This is a genomic window from Rhodococcus ruitaii (assembly GCF_055230935.1).
Map to the genome: position 1 here is coordinate 40,271 of NZ_JBUYWC010000017.1, position 21,329 is coordinate 61,599.

Below are 21,329 nucleotides of genomic sequence, written 5' to 3' on the forward strand. Positions count from 1 at the left end.
ATACGGTAGCGTACGGTTTCCCATACGGTACCGTATGGGAATGTCTCGGCGAAAGCGTCTGTCCGCATCCGATTGGGCAGGCGCAGCCCTCGAGGCAATGGCGGACGGTGGTCTCGCGGCCGTCGCCGTCGAACCGATCGCGTCCCGACTCGGGGCGACGAAGGGCAGCTTCTACTGGCATTTCTCCGGCCGGGATGCGTTGATCACTGCCGCGCTGGAATTGTGGGAGCGCCGCGACACCGAAGACGTCATAACCGAGATCGATGCACAGCCTGCGGGATTGCCGCGACTGCGGGCGCTGATCGTCGGCGCTGTGTCCAGCCGTCAGGAGCAAGGAGCCCGCGCAGAACTGGCGCTGCAGGCCACCGCACAACACCCACTGGTTACGCCCGTGCTGGCACGGGTCACCCGGCGACGGCTCGACTACCTGACCGAACAGTTCGCTGCGCTGGGATTCGCACCGGCCGAGGCAGCGCAGCGTGGCCAACTCGCGTATACGGGCTACCTCGGTGTCGCCCATCTCGCGCACGCGACACCCGGCGAAGCCGATCTCTCCCCGGCCTACCTCGACACGATGCTCGAGGTGCTCACTACTCGGAAGTGACCGTGCGACACCGTGCGGTGTCGAAGTGGCAACGGCTCGGTCTCGGGTTTCTCCTTGTGCTAACGGGCGGTGTGGTGGGGCCGACGACACCCATGTCGGGGTACCCACCTTTCGAACGTCGAAGGAGGCACCCATCATGCGAGCATCCTCACGCATCCTCTCCATTCTGGCCGGGGCGACACTGATCGTCGCGGTCGCCGGTAGTGCCGGAGCAGATCCGTCAGGGGCGGATCCCGAACCGACCGTCACAACGACCACCAGCGTCCCGACCACGTCGACCACGCCGACCACGCCGACCACGCCGACGACGCCGACCACGTCGCCACCGGACCTCGGGATCGAGATGGGCACGGTCGCGATCCGCGCGGCGACGCTGTCGGGCGATGAGCCGATCGCGGGCGTGTCCGTCGCCGTCGCCCGTTGCGAAACCGGAGAGGTCGTCGGCACATCGGCAACGGGTCCTGATGGGATGACGAGTGTTTCGGCCGCGCTCGGTTGCTATGTCGTGTCGTTGTCGGGATTCCCCGACGGCTACGAGCCCGCGTCCACCGGACCGTGGCAGGTCGACCTCACTGCACCGGGCCAGGTCCAGAACGTCGGGTTCATCTTTGCTCGCTGGACACCACCGGGGGAGGGCACGATCGCGGTTCATGCTCGTCATGTCGATGCCGGGAATCCCGTCCATGGCGTGACCTCGTCGGTTCGTTCCTGTGTCGACGACGTCCTCTACGGGTACCTGACCACGGACATGGACGGCAACGCGGCGTCGCAATTCCCCTTGGGCTGCTACATCGTGCAGGTGACGACGATCCCCGCCGACACGACACTCGTGGCCGGTGGCCCCTTCACTGCCGAACTCGACGCCCCCGGTGTGGTCCGCACCGCGGAATTCACACTCAACTTCTCACTCCCGCCGGAGCCCCCGGAGGCGACTGCGTACGGACGAATCGTCAAGATGGATCGAATCTCCGGAAGGCTTTTGGAAGGAGCGATCTTCGTGGTGGGTCCGTGCCAATCGGAGTGGAGTCATCGCGAGGTGACCGGCCCCGATGGTCAGATTCCGCTCGCACTCGCGCCGGGATGCCATGTGGCGAAGGAGGTAGTCGCTCCCGACGGATATATCGCCGATACCAGGCCGATCACCTTCACCGCGACGGAAGACGAGTTCTTCACCGTCCAGGCGTTGAACATGCCCGAGAATCAGAGGCCGATCTTCCGTAACCCGGACGCGCGCGTCCCCGTGCAGTCGATCCCTGCCGGCCCGGTGGAGAGGAAGTGAGATGCGTTCGCGCACAGTCATAGCAGTGTTGTCGGGGGCGGCGGTTCTCTTCGTCGCTGGGTGCAGCGCCGGTTCCGAGAGTGCGTCTCCCGGCCCGCCGTCGGCGCAGCAGGAGACAGGGCAGCGCGATATGCCGCCTCCGATCGTGGCGATCGCCGACGATCCGTCCGCTCCGATCATGCTGACGATCGATGGTACGTCGGCCCCGGCCGACCCCGTCGCGACCGACACCGCGGGGGTACTGCTCCCGCCGCAGGACGTGTCGCGGCTGGGGTGGTGGGCGGATTCGGCCTTGCCTGGATCGGGCGCCGGCTCCATCGTGGTGACCGGGCACATCGACGACGTGGCGCAGGGCGACGGCTTCGCGGCACAGTTCGCCGTCCTGTCGGAGGGCGACGAGGTGTCCCTGGAACTTGCCGACGGGTCGTCGCGGTACTACCGGGTCGACCGGGTGATGAGTGTCGGTAAGGACGGAGAACTCCCCCTCGACGAGCTCAATCGGCTGGACGGGCCCGAAACCCTCGTGCTCGTCACCTGCGGTGGGGAGTTCGTCGGACCACCGTTGGGGTATGCGAACAACGACTTCGTCTTCGCTACTCCTGTGTCGTAGCCGAGCGGAGCTATTCGACGCGCGAATAGTCGAACAACGTGCCCTGGATCATGAGTCGGACGGCGTGATGCGTGGCCTTGTAGTGTTCGGGGGTGGCCGTCGCTGCGTGGTCGTGCAGGCCGCGGAGCACTGTGAAGATCGCGTCGGTTGCTCCGGATGCGTCGGTGTTGAGGGTGCCTTCCTGGGCGGCCTGCTCGATGATTCCGGCGATCACGCTGCGTAGCGACGTGAAGATCAATTCGCTGTCCTCGCCCAGGTGGAGATGCTCGGCGCTCTCCACTCGGAGCGCTCGGTCGAACGCCACCGAATAGGGGTTTTCGTGGAGGAGCGCGGCTCCCTCGTCGAGTACAGCGACGAGCTTGGCCATGACTCCGTCGGCTCGATCGGCTGCGGCTGCCAGGCGCGGTACGGACACCTGCGCAATCTCCATGAACGCGGCTCTCACCAACTCGGCCTTGTTGGGGAAGTAGTGGTAGAGACTTCCGCTTGTGATGTCGGCGTAGCGTGCGATCTCGCGAATGGTCGCCCGCGAGTACCCCACCTCGCCGACGCAGCGCATCGCGGCGTGGAGGATACGCCGCCGAGTTTCCTCACTCTTGGTGCCGACCGGTCTACCCAGCTGCGATGACGCGGATGCCACGGACACCTCCGGAATGTGCGGACTCTGCGTCAAGCATGGCATGCCGTGGCCGGGCCTACGTGTCCGGTGTGGCGCGGGGATCTGTCTCGCTTCGGATTCGGGCATTGACAAGTGGCATTGTGAGCTGCATCATATGGAATCAATCACGTGATTAATTATTGCCCGCACAGCCTCGCGAGCAGCGTGAGCCCTGCTCGGCCGCATCGGTAACAGCCGTCCCAACCCGCTTGACCTCTGCTTCTGCACCCGTGTCGCAATGCATCGTCTATCCAACGTGAAGGAGTGTGCAGCCATGACGTCCACACAGCCAGCGACGTCGAGTCGCCCTGGGGACTGGGTCGATACCGCGCCCGGTATCGCCGATCTCGAACCCGGTCGCTTCAACATGAGAATCTCCACCGATCGATATGTCTCCCAGGAAGTTCAGCAGCGCGAACGGGAGTCGATATGGATGAAGGTCTGGCAGGTGGTGGGGCGTGAAGCCGATCTTCCGGAGGTGGGGGATTGGAAGGTGTTCTCCCTCTTCGATCAGTCGTACATCCTCGTGCGCGGCAAGGACATGGTCATCCGCGGCTTCGTCAATGCTTGCCGGCATCGCGGAAACCCCCTGTGTACCGGACGGGGGAAGGCGAAGCGGGGATTCCTCTGCCAGTACCATCTGTGGTCCTACGACCTCGAAGGTGCTCTCAAGGGGATCCTCGCCGAGAAGACTCTTGACCCGATCGACAAGAAGGACAACTCGCTGATCCAGGTGCCGGTGGACACCGCGGCGGGGTTCCTCTTCCTCAACCCCGATCTGAATGCGGAACCGCTGGGTGATCATCTCGGTGCCGAAGTGCTCGACATGCTCCGGCCATATCATCTCGACCAGATGATCACCGTGATGGACGTGCGTGAAAAGCTCGACTGCAACTGGAAAGTCGTCATCGACGCATTCTCGGAGGGATATCACATCTCCGGCATCCATCCACAGTTGCTGCGGGTGATGACTATCGAGTCGGAGAAGAGTCGGTACCGCCTGCTCGACCGGCACGCTGTGTCGTGTTCGCCGTTCGAGGTTGCGCATATCGACACGTACGGTCCCGAGGAGCAGGTCCAGGGGATTCGCGAACTGCCCGAGACGTTTCCGTCGCTCATGCGGGTCCTGCCGCGTTTCGAGGAACTCGTCGACAGCCACCGCATCGAGAACGAGCCCCTGTCATTTCCCGACGGGGTCACTGCACGGACCATCCTGCAACAGGCCACGCGCGAGGTTCTGACGGACTCGGGTCTCGACGTCGACGGTCTCACCGACGCTCAGATGAGCGACAATCACGGGTGGGTCCTGTTCCCCAACTTCTTCATGACCGTTCGCGCAGGCGAAGCCACCGTCATTCTTGCGCAACCGGATCCGGAAGGAGACCCCAATCGATGCATCTGGCAGATCATCAGCTTCATGTACCTGCCCGACGAGATGGGAGATGCCCTGCGCGCGACACCCATCGAGGTGAGTGAACCTGGCGAGTTCAAGTACTTCGAAGCGCTGCAGCAGGACTACGAGCAGATGCCACGACAGCAGCGTGGTCTGCGTAACAAGGCACTCGATCACCTGCTTCTGGTGTCCGAGGAGGTGGTGGTGGCGCACTTCCATTCGGTTCTCGACCGATACCTCGACGACTGCGCCGACGTCTGACCGACCCTTCGAAGCTTCATCGTACCTCAGGAGAAATGGCGTGGAACTGCGTGACATTGCCGATATCGCGGACGACTACACCGGACGGGCACGTACTGCGCTGGCGTACAGCCTGCTCATGAAGTCCCTGGTGGATCGGGCCAAGGAACCGGGATTCTCGAGCGAATCCTGGTCGCTGCTCGCCGAACTTGTTGCAACCGACGAGTTCGTCCGTGTCGGGAACTTCAAAGAAGTGATGAACTGGTCCGAATACGTCGAATTCCTCACTGGCTGGGCCGGAGCCTCGCAATGGGAAGGCTCGTTCAAGCGCATCACCGACACACCCGACGTCGTGTTCCTCGAACTCGAGGAGCGCAGTAGCGTCGGAGACTTCTCCAGTGTGGTGAATTCCTTGTCGGTCTACGAATTCGACAAAGCCGGGAAAATTCGCCGCATCGACGTATACCTCCAGATGGCACTTCCAGAGGACGCCATGCTCGGTAGCTACTCGGATGTCCAGATATCCGAGTGATTCGCTCCACCGCATCAGGAAAAAACCAAATTGGAAGGATTTCAATGACTCCCGAAGAACGCATGACCCAGCATCGTCGGTTGGCCGAGAGCTACCGCAACGCCTACCTGCGTGAGGGTGTGAAGGACGGCGAAGAGTACACCGACGAACACGGTCAGGATCCGTGGAAGTTCGCCGAAGGCGCAACCTACAGCTCGCCCTACTTCACGGGTGAAGAAGTCATCCTGATGAGCGAAGCGCCCGTCGACACCGCCCGGGCCGCGACGATGGAGGCCAAAGCCTATTCCCTCGTCTTCCCCGATTGGAAGCCGGCGAGCTTCAAGTACTGGCCGGCCGAGAACGGGGTGGTCTGGAAGACGCGGTGGCAGGGAACCAAAGTCGATGGTACGTCGATGGGTTTCTATTCGTACAGCTTCGTCGAAACCAACGACAAGGCCGAAATCACGCGTTGGGAGACCCACGTCAACGACGAGTACAGCCCGTTCCTCGAAGTTGCAATCGGTGTGAAAGGTCCGTTCCGCGGAAACGCCGAGTATCTCGAGGCACTCGAACGTTGCCTCGAAAGATCCGGCGTCACCGTCTGATTCGATTTCCGACCGGGGCGGTGTCCAACACCGCCCCGGGCTCGTCCCGCCTTGTGTGAAAGGAATGCTCCGATATGGAGTCTGTAGCAATCACCCCGTTGTTCGGTACGGAATTCCGGGGAGTGGACAATCTCGAGGACGACGTCGTTGCGGCTCGCGTTCTCGAGGCCCTGAAGTGGCGGGGTGTCGTACTCATTCGCGGACTACATCTTGATGACGACGCACAGATCGCCTTCAGCCGTCGACTCGGCGAACTGGTGGAGCCGGTGAGAAACGAAAAGATCATGACGGTGTCTCTCGATCCCGAGAAGACGGCGTCGGCCCAGTATCTCAAGGGCACCTTCAGTTGGCACATCGACGACACTACGAACAGAATCCCGGCGAAAGCCACCACGCTGACGGCGCGGCAGGTCGCTGAGGTCGGTGGCAGAACCGAATTCGCCAGCACGTATGCAGCGTACGAGAACATGCCCGAACACGAGAAGAAGCGATATGAGGGGCTGCGGGTTGTCCACAGTTTCGAGGCTGCGCAGCGCACCGTGTATCCGGACCCCACCAACGAGCAGGTCGAGTTGTGGCGCAAGCTGCCGCAGAACGAATCGTCGCTGATCTGGGACCGTCGTGACGGACGGCGCTCGCTGGCGGTGGGTGCGACGGCGGACCATGTCGTCGGGATGGACCCCGATCAGAGCCGCCGGTTGCTGGACGAGGTACTCGCGTGGAGCACGCAGAAGCAATTCTCATACCTGCACGAATGGGAGGTCGGCGACCTCGTTCTGTGGGACAACACCGGGATACTGCATCGCGCGGAAACCTACGACCCAGCGTCCGGACGCTTGATGCAGCGGACGACAATCGTGGGAGACGAGCCATGGGCGTGAAGACGGCTGTGGTCACCGGTGGTGGATCGGGGATCGGAAAGGCAGTCGCCGCCCGGCTACGCAAGGACGGGCATCAGGTGGCCGTGTTCGATATCGCGCCGTCGGGCGGGGAACTGGAGTACCGGGTCGATGTGACCGATCGTGACGGGATCGAGACTGCGTTGGCCGAGGTTCGCGACCGGTTGGGTCCTGTGGCGATCCTGGTCAATGGTGCCGGGGTCGAGGTCTACAAGCGGTTCGTCAACCTCTCATGGAGCGCATGGTCGCGGGCGATCGACGTCAACCTGCACAGTGTCTTCCACTGCACACAGGCGGTGCTGCCCGACATGATCGATGCCGGTTGGGGGCGAATCGTCAATATCTCGTCGTCGAGCACACACTCTGGGCAGCCGTTCATGTCGGCCTACGTTGCGGCGAAGTCGGGGGTCAACGGGCTCACGAAATCACTCGCACTCGAATACGGTCCACACGGGATCACCGTGAACGCCGTACCCCCGGGGTTCGTGAACACCCCGATGCTGCGACGCGCAGAAGGGAAAGGGTTGCTCGGTGGCACTATCGATGAGCACATCCAGCGAACCCCGGTGCGTAGAGCGGGCCGCCCCGAGGACATCGCCGCTGCGTGTTCGTTCCTGACCTCCGACGAAGCCGGCTACATCACCGGGCAGATCCTCGGGGTCAATGGTGGGCGGAACACCTGACGAGGAACCGTGACAACTCCCGCTCGAAAACATACTCGTGAGGATAGTTATCTCCGGACGGAACAAGGTATTTCATTTCCGAGAATCATGTTGTTGACATTCGAGTATGTGAGTTGCAGCATATGTGAATCGATCGCAGATCGAACGCGCTAGATGTGGCGGGGGGTTACGGGGTAGAGGGGTTGAACCAGCGGCATTACCGAATAGGTGCGGCGGGTGGCATCGATGTGCTCTGTCGATGTGTCACTCGCCCCGAAATTCTCCGGGCGCGGTGGAAGCCCGAATCATCAGCACGGCCGGAGACGGCCCGGATGAAGGACTCGAACGTGAAGTTGCACAAAGTGATTGTGGCGCTCGCTGTTCTCGCGCTGTTTGTGACCGGATGTGGTGGCAGGGACGGTGCGGAGGAGATCGATTCCGGCCCCGGAGAGTCGGACTCGGCCGCGACAGCGAACTTCGGCGACCTGACCGAGATTTGCGGTCCGGGTGACGCCTCCACGGGCTCCGCCCAAGGCGTGACTGCCGACTCGATCGAGGTCGGGGTGTTCTCCGACATCGGGTTCACCAAGAACTCCGAGTTCGTCGACACCGCGAAGGTCTTCACATCGTGGTGCAACGAAGCCGGCGGGATCAACGGTCGTGAGCTCGTGGCCAACACACGCGACTCGAAACTCATGGAGCCGCGCCAGCGGATGATCGAAGCATGTCGCGACGACTTCGCCCTGGTGGGCGGTGGTGCGGCACTCGACGGGCTCGGCGTCGAAACGCGACTCGAGTGCCTGCTGCCGAGCTTCCCGGCCCAGGCCGTGCAGGAGAAATCTGCCGGTGCCGACCTCGAGGTCTCGGCATCACCGTCGAAGATTCCCGGTTACGACAACTACGCCGGGATTCGTACCTGGTTGATGGACGAGGCGTACCCGGAGTCCAAGGGCGCCATCGGCATGCTGAACGGCGACGCTGCGGTGTCCAAGCTGATCGGCGACATCAACCGGGAGACCCTCGTGGACCTCGGTGCCACCATCGTCTACGACGAACTGTTCCCGCTGTCGGGCGTGACCGACTGGACGCCTTACGCTCAGGCCATCAAGTCCAGTGGTGTCCGCGGCCTCGTCTTCCTCGGAACGTTCGACTCGCTCGCCAAGCTCGAAGAATCCCTCACCAACATGGACTACAAGCTCGACTGGATCGACGCGAACAACAACGCGTACAACGACCAGTTCATCCAGCTGTTGGGCAGGTCTGCGGACTTCCAGAACAACGTCGTCGACCTCAGCGGTGTCGCTCCACTCGAGAGCGATGAGCCCGCGGTGGAAGAACTGAAGGCGCTGTTCGACGAGTATGCGCCGGGTGCGCAGATAACCCTCCCCGCGATGCGCGCGTGGTCGTCGTGGCTGCTCTTCGCACAGGCCGCGACGGCGTGTGGCGATGAATTGACACGAACGTGCGTCTACGAGACGGCACGGGAGGAAACCGCGTGGACGGGTGGCGGACTCCACGTCGCCAACGATCTGGCAGAACCACTTCCGCCGCAACCGTGCTTCAACGTCGAGAAGGCGACGTCCGAAGGCTGGGAGCCGGCAGACTTCGGCGCCGACAACGGCCTGTACCGGTGCGACATCCCGGCGCGTGAGCTCTCCGACGGCACCTCGAGTGCACCGATGACCCTCGCCGATGTCGGCAAGAGCATGAATGACCTCGAATGATGGACCAGTTCCTCGCTTTCGGGATAGTCGGATTGTCGACGGCTGCCATCTACGCGGTTATCAGCAGCGGGTTGGTGGTCACCTACGCCACCACCGGTGTCTTCAACTTCGCGCACGGCGCGACCGGAATGATGGCCGCGTTCGCCTATTGGCAACTCACTGTCGGGTGGGGGTGGCCCGTATGGCTCGCACTGCCCGTCATTCTGGTGGTGCTGGCCCCGCTGTTCGGGATCCTCGTCGAACTGTTGATGCGGCCCGTTCAGGGCCTCGGCGACGCGGAGAAGCTGGTGATGACGATCGCGTTGCTGAGCGGGTTGATCGCGCTCGCCCGGTGGATCTGGGATCCGATGGTGCCGCGTTCGTTGCCCAGCTTCTTCGCCGACCGGGCGCCGTTCCACATCGGTTCGGCGACCGTCAGCTGGCACCAAGCACTGACGATGGTCATTGCCATCGCGGTGGCGCTGACACTCCGCGTTCTGCTGTTCAAGACTCGCACCGGCGTCGAGATGCGGGCCACCGTCGACGACCGTGCGCTCGTCGGTCTCACCGGCGCAAATCCGGTGCGGGCCAATCGGGTCGCCTGGGTCGCGGGCACGGTGCTCGCCGCTCTCGGAGGGGTGTTGATCGCCTCGATGGTCTCGCTCGATGCAATGCAGCTGTCGCTGCTGATCGTCAGTGCGTATGCGGCAGCGATCTTCGGCAGACTGACGAGCCTGCCGATGACGTTCGTCGGTGCGATCGTCGTCGGATGCATGGAGGCGTACCTCGCCGGCTATCTGCCGCAGAACGAGCATCTGCCGGGTCTTCGACTCGCGGCACCGGCGATCCTGCTGTTGATCGCACTGCTGATCTTCCCCCATCGGAAACTGCGTGGGCGCGAACGCAATCTCACCCAGGTTCCAGTCCCCACCGTGCGAGGCACGTTCGTATTTGCCGCACTCGTCGTCGTCTTCGGTCTCATGCTGGCGACGGTGCTCGGTGAAGGAGACCTGATCACTTACGGCCAGGTCTTCGCGTTCGGTGTGATCGCGTTGTCGATGGTGCCGCTCATCGGCTACGCCGGGCAGATCTCGCTGGCCCAATTGGGCATCGCAGGAATCGGTGCCGTCGTGTGCGCCAACTTCGGTGCAGACGGTCAATGGTGGGCGATACCCCTCGCGATGCTCGTCGCGGGTGCGATCGGTGCGCTCGTGGCGCTGCCCGCACTTCGGCTGTCCGGAGTGTATCTGGCCTTGGGAACCGGCGCTATCGCGGTCGTACTCGATCGGTGGATCTTCCCTATGGCGTCGCTCGAGATCTTCGGGCGAGAGTTCGCCTTCTTCAACATGGGATCGGCAAATCTGTCCGGGCCCAGCCTGTTCGGATTCCACCTCGACAGCACAGCTGAACTGACGGTGTTCGCGGCCGTGTGCCTCGCGCTGGTTACCGGAGCTGTCGCAGCGATTCGACGGGGCAAGCTGGGTCGTCGACTGATTGCGCTGCGCGACAGCGAAACCGCATACGCCACCTTCGGTGGAAGTCTGCTGCTCATGAAGACACTCGTGTTTGCGATCTCGGCCGCGATCGCAGGTCTCGGCGGGGCGCTCTACGGGATGCAACTGCGAGCGGTGGCACCCGAACAGTTCAACTTCGTCGCGGGTCTCGGCATCTTCCTCATCGCGGTCGTGGGTGGCCTCGGCGTGGTCGGCAACGGCCTGTTCACCGGCGCGATGATTGCCGGGCCGATGAACGCGCTGGTCGCGCTGATCCCGGCCACACAGAACTTCGTGCAGACCCTCCCCGCGCTGGCCGGACTCGCATACGGATCCGGCTCGGTCGACGACGGTGTCGTGCCCTCCCTGCGAGAACGATTCGACGGTGCACTGCGTAACCCGATCGCGATGAGCTCGTTGGCGGTGGCGGTCGTCGCGCTGTGGATGCTGCGACTCACCGAACTGATCAACGGCTACGTGCTCGTCCTCGGAATCGCGATCGCAGCAGCGGCCGCATTCGGATGGGGGGCACGTCGAATCCCGAAGACGGAGCTGGAGCCGGAGATCCCTGTCGAATGGTGGGGGCTGCAACGCCCGTGGGACGAGACCGACGAGGAGGTGCTCGATCGTGCCATCGCAACTCGAGGTTGAGAACGTCACCGTGGCATTCGGCGGGCGCAGAGCTCTCGACGGTGTCGGCCTTCGGGCCGAACCGGGGCATGTCACCGGGCTTATCGGTCCCAACGGGGCAGGGAAGAGCACACTGTTCGACGTGATCTCCGGGCTGCGGAAGCCGGTGAACGGCAGCGTTGCCCTCGACGGCCGGGAGATCACCAAGCTCGGACCGGCCCGTCGCGCGCGGCTCGGGATGTCCCGTACCTTCCAACGGCTCGAACTGTTCGGTCGGCTCAGCGTCCGCGACAATCTGCTCGTCGCAGCCGAGATGGGCCCAGACCGGAAGAGCGCGTCCGCGGTGGTCGACGGACTCGTCGAGCGCCTCGATCTGCGTGCCATTGCCGACACGACCGCGGATGCGCTGTCGACCGGCATGGGTCGCCTGGTCGAAGTGGGGCGGGCCCTGGCGGCACGGCCCAGCGTCCTTCTGCTGGACGAACCCGCCGCCGGCCAGGACCGAGAAGAGACCGAACGGTTCTCCGCGCTGCTGCGCACGGTCGCCGACGACGGCGTGGCAGTGCTCCTCGTCGAACACGACATGGAACTGGTGATGGAGGTGTGCGACACCGTCCACGTGCTCGACCTCGGGAAGATCATCAGCGTCGGCACACCCGACGAGGTTCGCAGCGACGAACGAGTGATCACCGCGTACCTGGGAGCGACATGAACGCCATTCTGGAACTCCGCGACGTCTCGGCCGCCTATGGGAAGATCACAGTTCTGCGCGGCGTGAACGTGCGGGTGATGCCCGGGCAGATCGTGGCGCTGCTCGGCCCCAATGGTGCCGGCAAGACGACGACGCTGCGCGTGGCGTGTGGTGCGCATCCCGTCGGCTCGGGACAGCTGCTTCTCGGTGGCCGCGACATGACGGGTGTCTCGTCACGCGACCTCGCCCGCATCGGCGTGTGCCTGATTCCGGAGGGGCGCGGGGTCTTTCCCAATCTCACGGTCCGCGAGAACCTTGTGATGATGACGTTCACGGGCCGCTCGATCGAGGAGATCGAGGAGATCGCCTACACGCGGTTCCCGATTCTCGGTAAGCGTGTGTCGCAGGCGGCGGGAACGATGTCGGGCGGCGAACAACAGATGCTTGCGCTGGCGCGGGGTTTGGCCACGGATCCGGCGGTGCTTCTGCTCGACGAACTGTCGATGGGGCTGGCGCCGCGGATCGTGGCCGAACTGTACGAGCACGTCGCTGAGGCCGCGCGGCAGGGGGTCGCGGTGTTGGTGGTCGAACAGTTCGCCACGGCGGTGTTGCACACCGCCGACCACGCCGCAGTGCTCGTCCGCGGCGAGATCGAGATCGAAGGCCCACCGGACGAACTCGGCGACGAGCTCGCGTCCCTCTATCTAGGAAGTGCATGATGACTGCGACCGAAACACGTGCCGACAAGTTCGCGCGCGAGCTGACCGAACTGAAGGTCCCCGATCCGGCTTCCGGCCGGTCCGGGCTCTGGTTGAAAATCGGTGTGGCGCTGATGACGCTCGGCCCCGTGCTGGCGATCGTGGCGTACTTCTTGTCGCACAACACCTCCGATGCATTGGTTCAGCGCGACGCCATTATCATCGCCTTGCTGGGCATCGCGGTGGCTGCCGTGGGATCCGCTGTGTTCCTGCGGTATTCGATCACCGGCTTCCTGAGATTCTGGCTGGCCCGCCAGTCGTACGAGTTCGCCAGGCTCGGTGAGCGACTCCCCGAGAACCCCACGGCATCCTGATTCCACTGCACCACCCATGTGGACGAGGTTCCACCCTTCGAAAGGAACACCTAGTGCGCACATTTTCCCTCCGCCGGGCACTGGCGGTGGCCGGAATCGCAGCCGTTGCTCTTGCCGGAGTCGTCGGCTGCAGTAGCGATGATTCGTCGGACACCACCGACGAGACGACCGCGACCACCGTTGCCACCGCGACGACCGAAGCCGAGAACACGACAGAGGCGGAGGAGGCCGGTGCCGCTGCCGACGCGGAGACGACGCAGGCCGTCACCGATGCCTGGGTCACGTTCTTCGACGGCACGACCCCGCCGGAGACCCGCGCGGGCCTCGTCGAGAACGGTGACGCGTTCCTCCCCGCACTGCAGGGGATGGCAGCTGATCCGCAGGCATCCGCGACCAACGCGACGGTCGAGGGCGTCACGAGCGCGAGCGACGACGCGGCGACCGTCTCCTGGACCCTGTTGATGAACGGTGCGCCCGTTCTTCCCGATCAGTCCGGTGAGGCGCTGCTCGAGGACGATCAGTGGAAGGTATCCGCCGTGACGTTCTGCACGCTGCTCGCGATCCAGGGTGACGGCAGCGAAGTGCCCGGCTGCTGATCTACCGAGGCGAAATGGCCGAATGTCACTGTGCACTTCGAGTGTATGAGGGTGACATTCGGCCATGGTGTGTCAGTAGACGTCGCGTACGTACCGCTTTGCGCGCTCGAGTGCAGTGACATACTCGGCGGCTTGCTCGTCGCTCATTCCACCGTGCTCGGCTACGACTTCGTGCAGCGCGAGGTCGACATCCTTCGCCATCCGCGACGCATCGCCGCAGATGTAGAAGTGGCCGCGCTCTTCGAGCCACGCAAAAAGCTCGGCTCCGTGCTCCTTCATCAGGGTCTGGACGTAGATCTTTCCGGCCTGGTCGCGGGAAAATGCCAGATCGAGGCGGGTGAGCAGGCCGGACTCGACGAACTGAGCACCACGCTGACTGCCGTTCCCCGGTGTCGGCGTGATGCGTCAACGGTGATCAACGATGAGAAACAGACGTCTTTGTCCGAATGCGCCGAGCGTTGCGATGGTGGAGCACGACCGAGTGTCGCAGGTCACAGCCGTCGGATACGCTGCGGACGTCGTCAGATGCCCACGCGATCATCGCGAGAAGAGCAGAGGTGTTGCAGATGAGTGAAGTTCTCGACCGCACCAAGATCTACATCGGCGGGCAGTGGGTCGATTCCGATGGTGCCGGCACCATCGAGGTCGTCGATCCCACCACCGAGCAGGTCATCGCGACTGTCTCGGAGGGCGTTGTCTCCGACGTAGACCGCGCGGTCGCCGCGGCTCGCGAGGCATTCCCAGCGTGGTCGGCCCTGAGCGGCGCGGAACGCGCCGCCTATCTGGCGAAGATCTCGTCGCTCGCCAACTCGCGTGTCGACGAACTCACCGCGACCGTGTCGCAGGACATGGGCATGCCGTTGAGCCTGGCGAAGCCCGTGCAGATAGGTATGCCGCTGAAGAACATCGCCGCATACGCGGCACTGGCCGGCTCCTACGATTTCGACGACCAGGAGATCGGCAACGCACTCGTGGTGCGCGAGCCGATCGGTGTCGTGGGGGCGATCACCCCGTGGAACTACCCGCTGCATCAGGTGGTTCTCAAGGTATTCGCGGCACTTGCGGCCGGATGCACCGTGGTCCTCAAGCCTACTGAAGTGGCTCCGCTGATCACCTACGCTCTCGTCGACATCGTCGATGAAGCGGGCCTGCCGCCGGGTGTCCTCAACGTCGTCAGCGGCTACGGACCTGTCGTGGGGGAGGCCATCGCCGCGCACCCCGACGTCGACATGGTGTCGTTCACCGGGTCGACGCGCGCGGGTAAGCGTGTCGCCGTGGTTGCCGCGGAGACGGTGAAGAAGGTGGCGCTCGAACTCGGCGGTAAGTCGGCGAACCTCATCCTCGACGACGCGGATCTCGCCGCTGCTGTCACCGAGGGGGTCGGCAAGTGTTTCCTCAACTCCGGTCAGACATGCACGGCACTGACGCGCATGCTGGTGCCAGCCGAACGGATCTCCGAGGCCGCCTCCATCGCTGCCGAGGTGGCGAAGGCCTATACCGTCGGGCTCCCGTCCGAGCCGGGTTCGAAGCTCGGTCCGCTCGTGAGCGGAACTCAACAGAAGCGGGTGATCTCCTACATCGACCAGGGTGTCGCGGAGGGGGCCGAACTGACGCTCGACGGACGCGAGCACGGGTTCTCCACGGGATACTTCGTCGGCCCCACCGTGTTCAGCAATGTCACCGAGGACATGACCATCGCGAGGGAAGAGATCTTCGGCCCCGTCCTGTCGATCATCGGGTACAAGGATGAGGACGACGCCGTGCGCATCGCCAACAACAGCGAGTACGGACTGTCGGGTGGTGTGTGGTCGGGAGATCCCGCCCGCGCGGAGGCCGTCGCACGCCGCATCCGCACCGGCCAGGTGTTTGTCAACGGCGGTGCATTCAACACCGACGCTCCGTTCGGTGGCTACAAACAATCGGGCGTCGGACGTGAGGCCGGTGTGTTCGGGCTGGAAGAATTCCTGGAGATCAAGACAATCCTGCGCTGACTGGCACTGCGTGCCGTGCGGCGCGACACGCGAAGCCTGAAGGTGTGTGACGTTCAGCACTTTTCGGACGATAGTCGGAGTGAGCGATCCATCACGGTCTCGGACATGCGATGAGTCGTCTGCACACACAACGGCACAGGAAGAAGCGCGGCTATGTACTGGTCGGCGAACACGAGTGACGGCGGGGGCGCGGGCGGGGGGTCACCGTCCGGCGGTCATGGCGCCGAGCAACTGCGCAGTGTCCTCGAAGCCAGGCTCCCGGATCTCGCGCCGTGCGCGCGACTGCTCGCCGGCCGGGATGACGTGGACAGCGCACTGCTCGATCGTGCGGTCGCTCGCGCCGCGGCCACATGGCGCGAGCCGGTGGGGCCGGAGTTGTGCGCGTACGTTCTGTACTGGTTCGGGTATCTGCTGCAGATGCGGCGGCCTCGGCTCGGTCGGCCGCATGCGGATCTCGGCGTCGACGACACCGTGCTCTTCGGGGCGCTGTCGCCGCTCGAACAGGTCACGATCGTGCTGAGCGCGTGCGATGGGCTGCCGTCCGCGAGAGTTGCCGCACTGGCCGGCCGGGCGCTGGCCGAGTTCGAGTTGGACGAGTCGGCTCGCGCGGTCGTCGGATGAACGCGGCCGGCGAGGCACAGAAGCCCCCCGCCACGGGGCGGGGGGCTTCGTCGAAGCGGGGTCAGGACCGGCGCGTACGCCCCAGGCGCAGCAGGGTCATGGCCAGGGTCTTGCCGTCGTTGCCGAGTTCGGCGAACCGGTCGAGCACGCCCATCTCGTTGGCCTGTGCTTCGCGGGTCTCACCCGATTCTTTCGCTGCGGCGCCGATCTGCTGGGACAATTCGGAGCGCCGCTTGACCGCCTCGAGGATATGAGCATCGAGGTCGCGGATCTGGTCGAAGAGGCTCCCCAGATCCGTGTCGTTGGCCGACGGTGTTGCTTCGGCGCGCTCGATGCCAGGCGAATCAAGCTGGATGGTCATGCAGATTCCTCCGGTCTCGTCTGAATCGTCACAGATTGTGTCGTGTTCATCGGCGAAGGTGTTACTCATCCGTACATGAAAATCCTCGGGTCCCGCAGCCATGACCGAATCGACCCCCCGGAAACCCGTTGTGAACTGGATGGATACCCCACCTGACCGGTGAGTATGGTAATCATCACACTGGCGTGTGTCGAGACTTTGTGCTGGGTTCCCGACGGGGTTCTCATCGGTGGGTGTCGGGTGCGGTAGCGTCGGGCCGCAACCGGCATTCACCGGAGGCGTCGGGGCCTCCGGTGCTCCGGAAGGGAGTACCTATGCAACGGCCGATTCTTCGGAAGGGGCGGGGTTCGGAGACCGATCTGGTGCGGCCGGAAGAGTGGGGGCGTCCGAGGTGGAACATCAGGGCGGCGATCTCGATCGTATTGGCCGCCGGCGTGAGTGTCGTTGCCTTCGCCGGTGGACTGTCGTCCGCCGATTCCGGTTTCGGGCCGGAATCCCGCTTCTTTCTGATCCTCTCCGTGCTGATGCTGCTCACGGCAGCGTTCGGAGGTGTGTTCTGGTGGCCGCGGCGCGGTAGCCCCGGTGTGCGGACTCTTCGCCGAGGGGGTCTCGGCGCGGCGACCGAGGTGCGCTCACGCATGGCGGTCTTCGTTGCGCTGGTATCGATGGTGGGATGCGCGGCAGCACTTGCGGTGGGCGCCGCCGTCGAGGTGTTCCTGTTCAACAACGGCATCCCGTGGGTGAGCCTCGTCCTGGCGCTGCTGGGTGTGCCATGCGTGGCGTTCGTGGTCGAAGTGATGCTCGGGCGCATCGCTGTGGGGGCACTGGTGCTCAGTGCCGACGGTATCCGGCAGCGAGGATGGGCGTTCGAGTCGTACTTGCCGTGGATGTCGGTCGCGGGGGTGCAGGCCGTGGACTACGGCTACCCGGAAACGTGGGTCGAGGGAACGCCGGGCGCCGCGTGGGCGCGTCGCCGCACGAGCAGGGTGTTCCGGCTGGACCGGTTTCCTCACACGCCGCGGATGGAGATCGACTCGCGACGCTACGCGGTCGATCCGGTGTTGCTGCACAGGATCCTCGAGTTCTATGCCTGCAACCCCGCGGCGCGGCGCGAACTCGGCACTCCGCGAGCAATCGAGAGGTTTCGGCGGGCGGACCTCGGTATCTCGGGCTGATCCGCCGTTCGGAAGTGTCATTCTCGAAGTTCGAGAATAGCACTTCTCTCGTGGCGTGAACGAGAGTAGATTGTTCTTCTGGAAGTTGCGGCACGGAGTGCCGTAGCCTGCGTGTGGGTGCACAGTCGTGTGGGTGCACAGTATTGGGCCAGCCGCAACGGTGCTCGACCAGATTGGATTACAGATATGACCACTCCCGACCCGATCGTCATCGTCGACGGCGCGCGTACCCCCGTGGGGAGCTTCGGCGGTGCGTTCAAGGATGTCCCCGCCCACGAGCTCGGAGCGGTTGCCGTGCGTGCAGCACTCGAGCGTTCCGGCGTTGCCGGTAGCGACATCGACGAGGTGGTCATGGGCTGTATCGGCCAGGTCGGTGGCGACGCCTACAACGCGCGCCGCGTTACCCTCGCCGCGGACCTGCCGGTCTCGACCCCCGCGCTCACGGTCAACCGTCTATGCGGTTCCGGGTTGCAGGCAGTCTGGTCGGCAGCTCAGCAGATGCGCTGGGGTACCGCCGACATCACCGTCGCCGGCGGCGACGAGAACATGTCGCGGATGCCGTTCTACGACTTCGGTGCCCGCAGCGGCTACAAGCTCGGAAACCGCGAACTCGTCGACGGCACCACCGGCATGCTCACCGACCCGTTCAGTGGCAAGCACATGGGTGTGACGGCCGAGAACGTCGCCCGTGAATACAACGTCACCCGCGCGCAGCAGGACGAGTTCGCCCTCGAGTCGCAGCGGCGCGCCGACACCGCCGCGGCCAAGGCCGCCTTCGCCGACGAGATCACCCCCGTCGAGGTCGGCGGCCGCAAGCCGTTCACCGTGACCACCGACGAACATCCCAAGCCCGAGACCACCCTCGACGGGCTCGGCACACTCCGGTCGGCGTTCATCAAGGACGGCACGGTCACGGCCGGTAACGCATCGGGCATCAACGACGGCGCCGCCGCGGTCGTGCTGGCCAAGCAGTCCGTCGCACACGAACGTGGTCTTACCGGATCCGTGGTGATCGACTCGGTTGCCGTCGCCGCGATGGACCCGTCACTGATGGGATACGCCCCCACATACGCGCTCGCCAAGCTGTTCGAGCAGACCGGCACGACACCGTCCGACATCGACACCGTCGAACTGAACGAGGCTTTCGCCTCGCAGGCGATTGCCGTGATCCGCGACGCGAAACTCGACCCCGACAAGACCAACCCGTACGGCGGCGCGATCGCTCTCGGTCACCCGGTCGGCGCCACCGGCGCGATCCTGACCGTCCGTGTCGCCAAGGACCTGGTCCGCCGCGACCTCGAGCTGGGCATCGTCACGATGTGCATCGGCGGTGGCCAGGCCCTCGCTGCGCTGCTGCGCCGAGTCAAGTAGCCCACCGCACGGCGGATAGTCGGGGCCGGGGTTCCCGGCCCCGACTTCTGCGTCAGATGCTTCGTTCGCGTCCGTCCCAGTAAGGGGCGCGCAGCGACCGTTTGAGGATCTTCCCCGTCGGATTGCGGGGCAGGTCCCCGACGATGTCGATGCTGCTCGGGCACTTGAACTTCGCGAGACGCGCCCGAGCGTAGTCGATCAGTTCCTCCTCATCGGCCTTCTCGTCGGCGGTGAGCACCACGATGGCCTTGACCGTCTCACCCCACTTCTCGTCGGGCACCCCGATGACCGCGACCTCTGCAACCGCCGGATGCTCGACCAGAACGCGTTCCACCTCCGGGCAGTAGACGTTCTCACCGCCGGTGATGATCATGTCCTTGAGCCGGTCCTCGATGAACACGAAGCCACCTTCGTCGGCGCGTCCCATGTCGCCGCTGCGGAGCCAGCCGCCGTCGACGATGGTCTCGGCGGTCGCGTCGGGCCTGCCCCAGTACCCGGGTGTCGTTTGCGCCGACCGCCACCACAACTCGCCGACCGACCCCACCGGAACATCGGCGCCTCTGACCGGATCGACGATGCGCATCTCGACGCCCGGAATCGGGGTGCCCGCCGACGCCATCCGCCGCTCCTGCGACGGGTCGCGATGCACATCGGGCATCAGCGCCGTGATCACCCCGGCCAGTTCGGTCATGCCGTAGACCTGAACGAATTCGGAGTCCGGCCATGCGGCGAGCGCTGCACGCAACAGTGGCAGCGGCATCGGGGCGGCGCCGTAGGTGATGCGCTTCAGCCGGGACAATGCGGCGATCGCCTGGTCGCCCGCGGCGAGGACCCCCGAGATCACGGGCGGGACGAGGAATGCGACGTTCGCGCCGGCTGCGATCCCACCGAACAGTGACGGCGCGTCCGCTTCACGAGTGAAGATGCATCGTCGGCCGTCGTGGATGCCGATAATCGCGTAGCAGGTACCTCCGACGTGGAACAGCGGCATCGCAACCAGCAGACAGTCCTGGTCGCGAAACGGAAGAATCGACAGCATCGCCTCCGCATGCGCCGCCAGATTCCGGTGGGTCAGCTGGACACCTTTCGGGCGCCCCGTGGTCCCGGAGCTGTACAGCAGAAGCGCGGTCGTGTCGGGCGCGACGTCCGGCAGGGGATGCTGCGGGTCGCCGGATGCGAGGAAGGCTTCGAACTCGTCGTCGTCGCCACCGACGACGACGACCTTCGTCACCGTGCCGAGGTGCTCACGGATCGATCCGACCAGGTCGGCGAACTCGGCGCCCACGAACAGGACTGTCGCGTTCGAGTCGCGGAGGATGAACGTGAGTTCGTCCCCGGCCAGCCGGAAGTTGGGGATCGCATTGGCCGCGCCCAGCGCCGACGCCGCGTAGGTCACTTCGACGCATGCCAGGTTGTTCTTGTCGACGAATGCGACGGTGTCGCCCGCACCGATCCCGGCCGCGGCGAGTGCCCCCGCGAGACGCCGGACCCGGTCGTGCCATTCGCGCCAGCTGTGCGACCGGTCCAGATACTGGACCGCGGGGGAGTCGGGGATGGTCTGTGCCCAATGGTCCAGGCGATCAATGAGCGTGGGCGAGTGCGACGCGGACATACAGGACTCCTCTGTGTGGTCTGTGTCACAGAGAATAGCGGTCGCGCGGCCTATCGAGGAGGAGACAGATCGATGGGGCGATCCGGCACGGGTCCGCGGAGCAATCGCGGGTAGTCGCTGGCGAGCGACCGCGGACCGAGCAGATCGGGACCGGTGTACGAGGCGAGTTCGGGCACTGACCACCAACGAAACGAAGAGAGGTTCTCGGCTGCGAGTTCGGCGGCGGTCAGAGTGGGACTCGGGGCGAACGGGGCGGTGCGGATCAGATAGTAGTCGTTGATGATCCCGTCGAAGCCCGGCACGTGATCGGGCGAGACGATCGTCGAATGCCACACGTGCGGGGGCTCGGCGTCGAGTCGGAAACCGACTTCCTCCATGAGTTCACGCGTCAACGCCTCGAGCCGCGTCTCACCGTCCTCGATGCCGCCGCCGGGGGTGATCCACACGGTGAGGCCGTCGGGTGTGCACGCGCGGCACAACAGGAGCCGGTCGTCAGGGTCGACCAGAAGCGCGCGGACCGAATGGCGGAGGTTCGGGACTGTCACGGAAACG

22 protein-coding genes and 1 pseudogene are annotated in these 21,329 nt (G+C 64.5%); 18 read left to right on the forward strand and 5 right to left on the reverse strand.

Annotated elements, in window-relative coordinates; all coding sequences use genetic code 11:
- The first annotated feature begins 40 nt into the window (after nucleotides 1-40).
- The 3 genes from ACZI8W_RS20915 (at nucleotide 41) to ACZI8W_RS20925 (ending at nucleotide 2,493) form a co-directional block, all read left to right on the forward strand.
- Nucleotides 41-604: a TetR/AcrR family transcriptional regulator gene (locus tag ACZI8W_RS20915; protein ID WP_463370433.1), complete on the forward strand. Its 564-nt coding sequence runs from the start codon at nucleotides 41-43 to the stop codon at nucleotides 602-604.
- Between the two features lie 136 nt (nucleotides 605-740).
- Nucleotides 741-1,883: an MSCRAMM family protein gene (locus ACZI8W_RS20920; protein ID WP_463370434.1), complete on the forward strand. Its 1,143-nt coding sequence runs from the start codon at nucleotides 741-743 to the stop codon at nucleotides 1,881-1,883.
- 1 nt (nucleotide 1,884) lies between these two features.
- The gene (locus ACZI8W_RS20925; RefSeq protein ID WP_463370435.1) at nucleotides 1,885-2,493 is read left to right on the forward strand and encodes a class F sortase; all 609 of its coding nucleotides are present in this window, start codon (nucleotides 1,885-1,887) and stop codon (nucleotides 2,491-2,493) included.
- Nucleotides 2,494-2,503: 10 nt separating this feature from the next.
- On the opposite strand, the gene ACZI8W_RS20930 is transcribed toward ACZI8W_RS20925, so the two are convergent.
- Nucleotides 2,504-3,133 carry a TetR/AcrR family transcriptional regulator gene (locus tag ACZI8W_RS20930; RefSeq protein WP_463370436.1) on the reverse strand — a complete coding sequence of 210 codons (630 nt, stop codon included), beginning with the start codon at nucleotides 3,131-3,133 and terminating at the stop codon, nucleotides 2,504-2,506.
- 292 nt (nucleotides 3,134-3,425) lie between these two features.
- Here ACZI8W_RS20930 and ACZI8W_RS20935 point away from each other — a divergent pair, with 292 nt between their 5' ends.
- The 11 genes from ACZI8W_RS20935 (at nucleotide 3,426) to ACZI8W_RS20985 (ending at nucleotide 13,646) form a co-directional block, all read left to right on the forward strand.
- Nucleotides 3,426-4,805 carry an aromatic ring-hydroxylating oxygenase subunit alpha gene (locus ACZI8W_RS20935; protein ID WP_463370437.1) on the forward strand — a complete coding sequence of 460 codons (1,380 nt, stop codon included), beginning with the start codon at nucleotides 3,426-3,428 and terminating at the stop codon, nucleotides 4,803-4,805.
- 46 nt (nucleotides 4,806-4,851) lie between these two features.
- Nucleotides 4,852-5,316: a hypothetical protein gene (locus tag ACZI8W_RS20940; protein ID WP_463370535.1), complete on the forward strand. Its 465-nt coding sequence runs from the start codon at nucleotides 4,852-4,854 to the stop codon at nucleotides 5,314-5,316.
- Nucleotides 5,317-5,360: 44 nt separating this feature from the next.
- On the forward strand, nucleotides 5,361-5,900 hold the full coding sequence (locus tag ACZI8W_RS20945; protein ID WP_463370438.1) for a hypothetical protein: 540 nt from the start codon (nucleotides 5,361-5,363) through the stop codon (nucleotides 5,898-5,900).
- A 74-nt stretch (nucleotides 5,901-5,974) separates the two neighbouring features.
- Complete coding sequence (locus tag ACZI8W_RS20950) at nucleotides 5,975-6,781, forward strand: TauD/TfdA dioxygenase family protein (protein ID WP_463370439.1); 807 nt, start codon at nucleotides 5,975-5,977, stop codon at nucleotides 6,779-6,781.
- On the forward strand, nucleotides 6,778-7,482 hold the full coding sequence (locus ACZI8W_RS20955) for an SDR family NAD(P)-dependent oxidoreductase (protein WP_463370536.1): 705 nt from the start codon (nucleotides 6,778-6,780) through the stop codon (nucleotides 7,480-7,482). Before ACZI8W_RS20950 ends, ACZI8W_RS20955 begins: the two co-directional genes overlap by 4 nt.
- A gap of 311 nt (nucleotides 7,483-7,793) precedes the next feature.
- Nucleotides 7,794-9,185 carry an ABC transporter substrate-binding protein gene (locus ACZI8W_RS20960; RefSeq protein WP_463370440.1) on the forward strand — a complete coding sequence of 464 codons (1,392 nt, stop codon included), beginning with the start codon at nucleotides 7,794-7,796 and terminating at the stop codon, nucleotides 9,183-9,185.
- Nucleotides 9,185-11,308 carry a branched-chain amino acid ABC transporter permease gene (locus ACZI8W_RS20965; RefSeq protein WP_463370537.1) on the forward strand — a complete coding sequence of 708 codons (2,124 nt, stop codon included), beginning with the start codon at nucleotides 9,185-9,187 and terminating at the stop codon, nucleotides 11,306-11,308. The genes ACZI8W_RS20960 and ACZI8W_RS20965 overlap by 1 nt, the downstream gene beginning before the upstream one ends.
- On the forward strand, nucleotides 11,286-11,999 hold the full coding sequence (locus ACZI8W_RS20970) for an ABC transporter ATP-binding protein (protein ID WP_463370441.1): 714 nt from the start codon (nucleotides 11,286-11,288) through the stop codon (nucleotides 11,997-11,999). Before ACZI8W_RS20965 ends, ACZI8W_RS20970 begins: the two co-directional genes overlap by 23 nt.
- Nucleotides 11,996-12,697, forward strand: coding sequence for an ABC transporter ATP-binding protein (locus ACZI8W_RS20975; protein WP_463370442.1), 702 nt, complete (start codon nucleotides 11,996-11,998; stop codon nucleotides 12,695-12,697). The genes ACZI8W_RS20970 and ACZI8W_RS20975 overlap by 4 nt, the downstream gene beginning before the upstream one ends.
- The gene (locus ACZI8W_RS20980; protein ID WP_463370443.1) at nucleotides 12,697-13,050 is read left to right on the forward strand and encodes a hypothetical protein; all 354 of its coding nucleotides are present in this window, start codon (nucleotides 12,697-12,699) and stop codon (nucleotides 13,048-13,050) included. Before ACZI8W_RS20975 ends, ACZI8W_RS20980 begins: the two co-directional genes overlap by 1 nt.
- 53 nt (nucleotides 13,051-13,103) lie before the next feature.
- Entirely contained in the window at nucleotides 13,104-13,646 is a 543-nt protein-coding gene (locus tag ACZI8W_RS20985) for an MTB12 C-terminal domain-containing protein (protein WP_463370444.1), read from the forward strand.
- A gap of 72 nt (nucleotides 13,647-13,718) precedes the next feature.
- On the opposite strand, the pseudogene ACZI8W_RS20990 reads toward ACZI8W_RS20985, so the two are convergent.
- Nucleotides 13,719-13,997: pseudogene (locus tag ACZI8W_RS20990) on the reverse strand (sulfite reductase subunit alpha); the annotation flags it as partial.
- A 215-nt stretch (nucleotides 13,998-14,212) separates the two neighbouring features.
- Between ACZI8W_RS20990 and ACZI8W_RS20995 the strand changes: the two are divergent.
- Both ACZI8W_RS20995 and ACZI8W_RS21000 read left to right on the forward strand, forming a co-directional pair.
- Entirely contained in the window at nucleotides 14,213-15,637 is a 1,425-nt protein-coding gene (locus ACZI8W_RS20995) for an aldehyde dehydrogenase family protein (protein ID WP_463370445.1), read from the forward strand.
- Nucleotides 15,638-15,790: 153 nt separating this feature from the next.
- Entirely contained in the window at nucleotides 15,791-16,258 is a 468-nt protein-coding gene (locus tag ACZI8W_RS21000; RefSeq protein WP_463370446.1) for a hypothetical protein, read from the forward strand.
- A 61-nt stretch (nucleotides 16,259-16,319) separates the two neighbouring features.
- Here the strand turns inward: ACZI8W_RS21000 and ACZI8W_RS21005 are convergent, their stop codons facing one another.
- Nucleotides 16,320-16,619, reverse strand: coding sequence for a chorismate mutase (locus ACZI8W_RS21005; RefSeq protein ID WP_463370447.1), 300 nt, complete (start codon nucleotides 16,617-16,619; stop codon nucleotides 16,320-16,322).
- Between the two features lie 314 nt (nucleotides 16,620-16,933).
- Here ACZI8W_RS21005 and ACZI8W_RS21010 point away from each other — a divergent pair, with 314 nt between their 5' ends.
- Nucleotides 16,934-17,794 (forward strand): hypothetical protein, encoded by an 861-nt coding sequence (locus ACZI8W_RS21010; protein WP_463370448.1) that lies wholly within the window; start codon nucleotides 16,934-16,936, stop codon nucleotides 17,792-17,794.
- Nucleotides 17,795-17,980: 186 nt separating this feature from the next.
- Nucleotides 17,981-19,165, forward strand: a complete 1,185-nt coding sequence (locus ACZI8W_RS21015) for a thiolase family protein (RefSeq protein WP_463370449.1) — start codon at nucleotides 17,981-17,983, stop codon at nucleotides 19,163-19,165.
- A gap of 52 nt (nucleotides 19,166-19,217) precedes the next feature.
- Here the strand turns inward: ACZI8W_RS21015 and ACZI8W_RS21020 are convergent, their stop codons facing one another.
- Nucleotides 19,218-20,777, reverse strand: a complete 1,560-nt coding sequence (locus ACZI8W_RS21020; protein WP_463370450.1) for a long-chain-fatty-acid--CoA ligase — start codon at nucleotides 20,775-20,777, stop codon at nucleotides 19,218-19,220.
- Nucleotides 20,778-20,827: 50 nt separating this feature from the next.
- On the reverse strand, nucleotides 20,828-21,322 hold the full coding sequence (locus tag ACZI8W_RS21025) for an NUDIX domain-containing protein (RefSeq protein WP_463370451.1): 495 nt from the start codon (nucleotides 21,320-21,322) through the stop codon (nucleotides 20,828-20,830).
- Between the last annotated feature and the right edge of the window lie 7 nt (nucleotides 21,323-21,329).

What these genes read in the sequence shown, in the direction of transcription:
- ACZI8W_RS20915 (WP_463370433.1), top strand. Translation starts at nt 41, where the DNA reads ATGTCTCGGCGAAAGCGTCTGTCCGCATCCGATTGGGCAGGCGCAGCC.
- ACZI8W_RS20920 (WP_463370434.1), top strand. Translation starts at nt 741, where the DNA reads ATGCGAGCATCCTCACGCATCCTCTCCATTCTGGCCGGGGCGACACTG.
- ACZI8W_RS20925 (WP_463370435.1), top strand. Translation starts at nt 1,885, where the DNA reads ATGCGTTCGCGCACAGTCATAGCAGTGTTGTCGGGGGCGGCGGTTCTC.
- ACZI8W_RS20935 (WP_463370437.1), top strand. Translation starts at nt 3,426, where the DNA reads ATGACGTCCACACAGCCAGCGACGTCGAGTCGCCCTGGGGACTGGGTC.
- ACZI8W_RS20945 (WP_463370438.1), top strand. Translation starts at nt 5,361, where the DNA reads ATGACTCCCGAAGAACGCATGACCCAGCATCGTCGGTTGGCCGAGAGC.
- ACZI8W_RS20950 (WP_463370439.1), top strand. Translation starts at nt 5,975, where the DNA reads ATGGAGTCTGTAGCAATCACCCCGTTGTTCGGTACGGAATTCCGGGGA.
- ACZI8W_RS20960 (WP_463370440.1), top strand. Translation starts at nt 7,794, where the DNA reads ATGAAGGACTCGAACGTGAAGTTGCACAAAGTGATTGTGGCGCTCGCT.
- ACZI8W_RS20965 (WP_463370537.1), top strand. Translation starts at nt 9,185, where the DNA reads ATGGACCAGTTCCTCGCTTTCGGGATAGTCGGATTGTCGACGGCTGCC.
- ACZI8W_RS20975 (WP_463370442.1), top strand. Translation starts at nt 11,996, where the DNA reads ATGAACGCCATTCTGGAACTCCGCGACGTCTCGGCCGCCTATGGGAAG.
- ACZI8W_RS20980 (WP_463370443.1), top strand. Translation starts at nt 12,697, where the DNA reads ATGACTGCGACCGAAACACGTGCCGACAAGTTCGCGCGCGAGCTGACC.
- ACZI8W_RS20995 (WP_463370445.1), top strand. Translation starts at nt 14,213, where the DNA reads ATGAGTGAAGTTCTCGACCGCACCAAGATCTACATCGGCGGGCAGTGG.
- ACZI8W_RS21000 (WP_463370446.1), top strand. Translation starts at nt 15,791, where the DNA reads ATGTACTGGTCGGCGAACACGAGTGACGGCGGGGGCGCGGGCGGGGGG.
- ACZI8W_RS21005 (WP_463370447.1), bottom strand. Translation starts at nt 16,619, where the DNA reads ATGACCATCCAGCTTGATTCGCCTGGCATCGAGCGCGCCGAAGCAACA.
- ACZI8W_RS21010 (WP_463370448.1), top strand. Translation starts at nt 16,934, where the DNA reads ATGCAACGGCCGATTCTTCGGAAGGGGCGGGGTTCGGAGACCGATCTG.
- ACZI8W_RS21015 (WP_463370449.1), top strand. Translation starts at nt 17,981, where the DNA reads ATGACCACTCCCGACCCGATCGTCATCGTCGACGGCGCGCGTACCCCC.
- ACZI8W_RS21020 (WP_463370450.1), bottom strand. Translation starts at nt 20,777, where the DNA reads ATGTCCGCGTCGCACTCGCCCACGCTCATTGATCGCCTGGACCATTGG.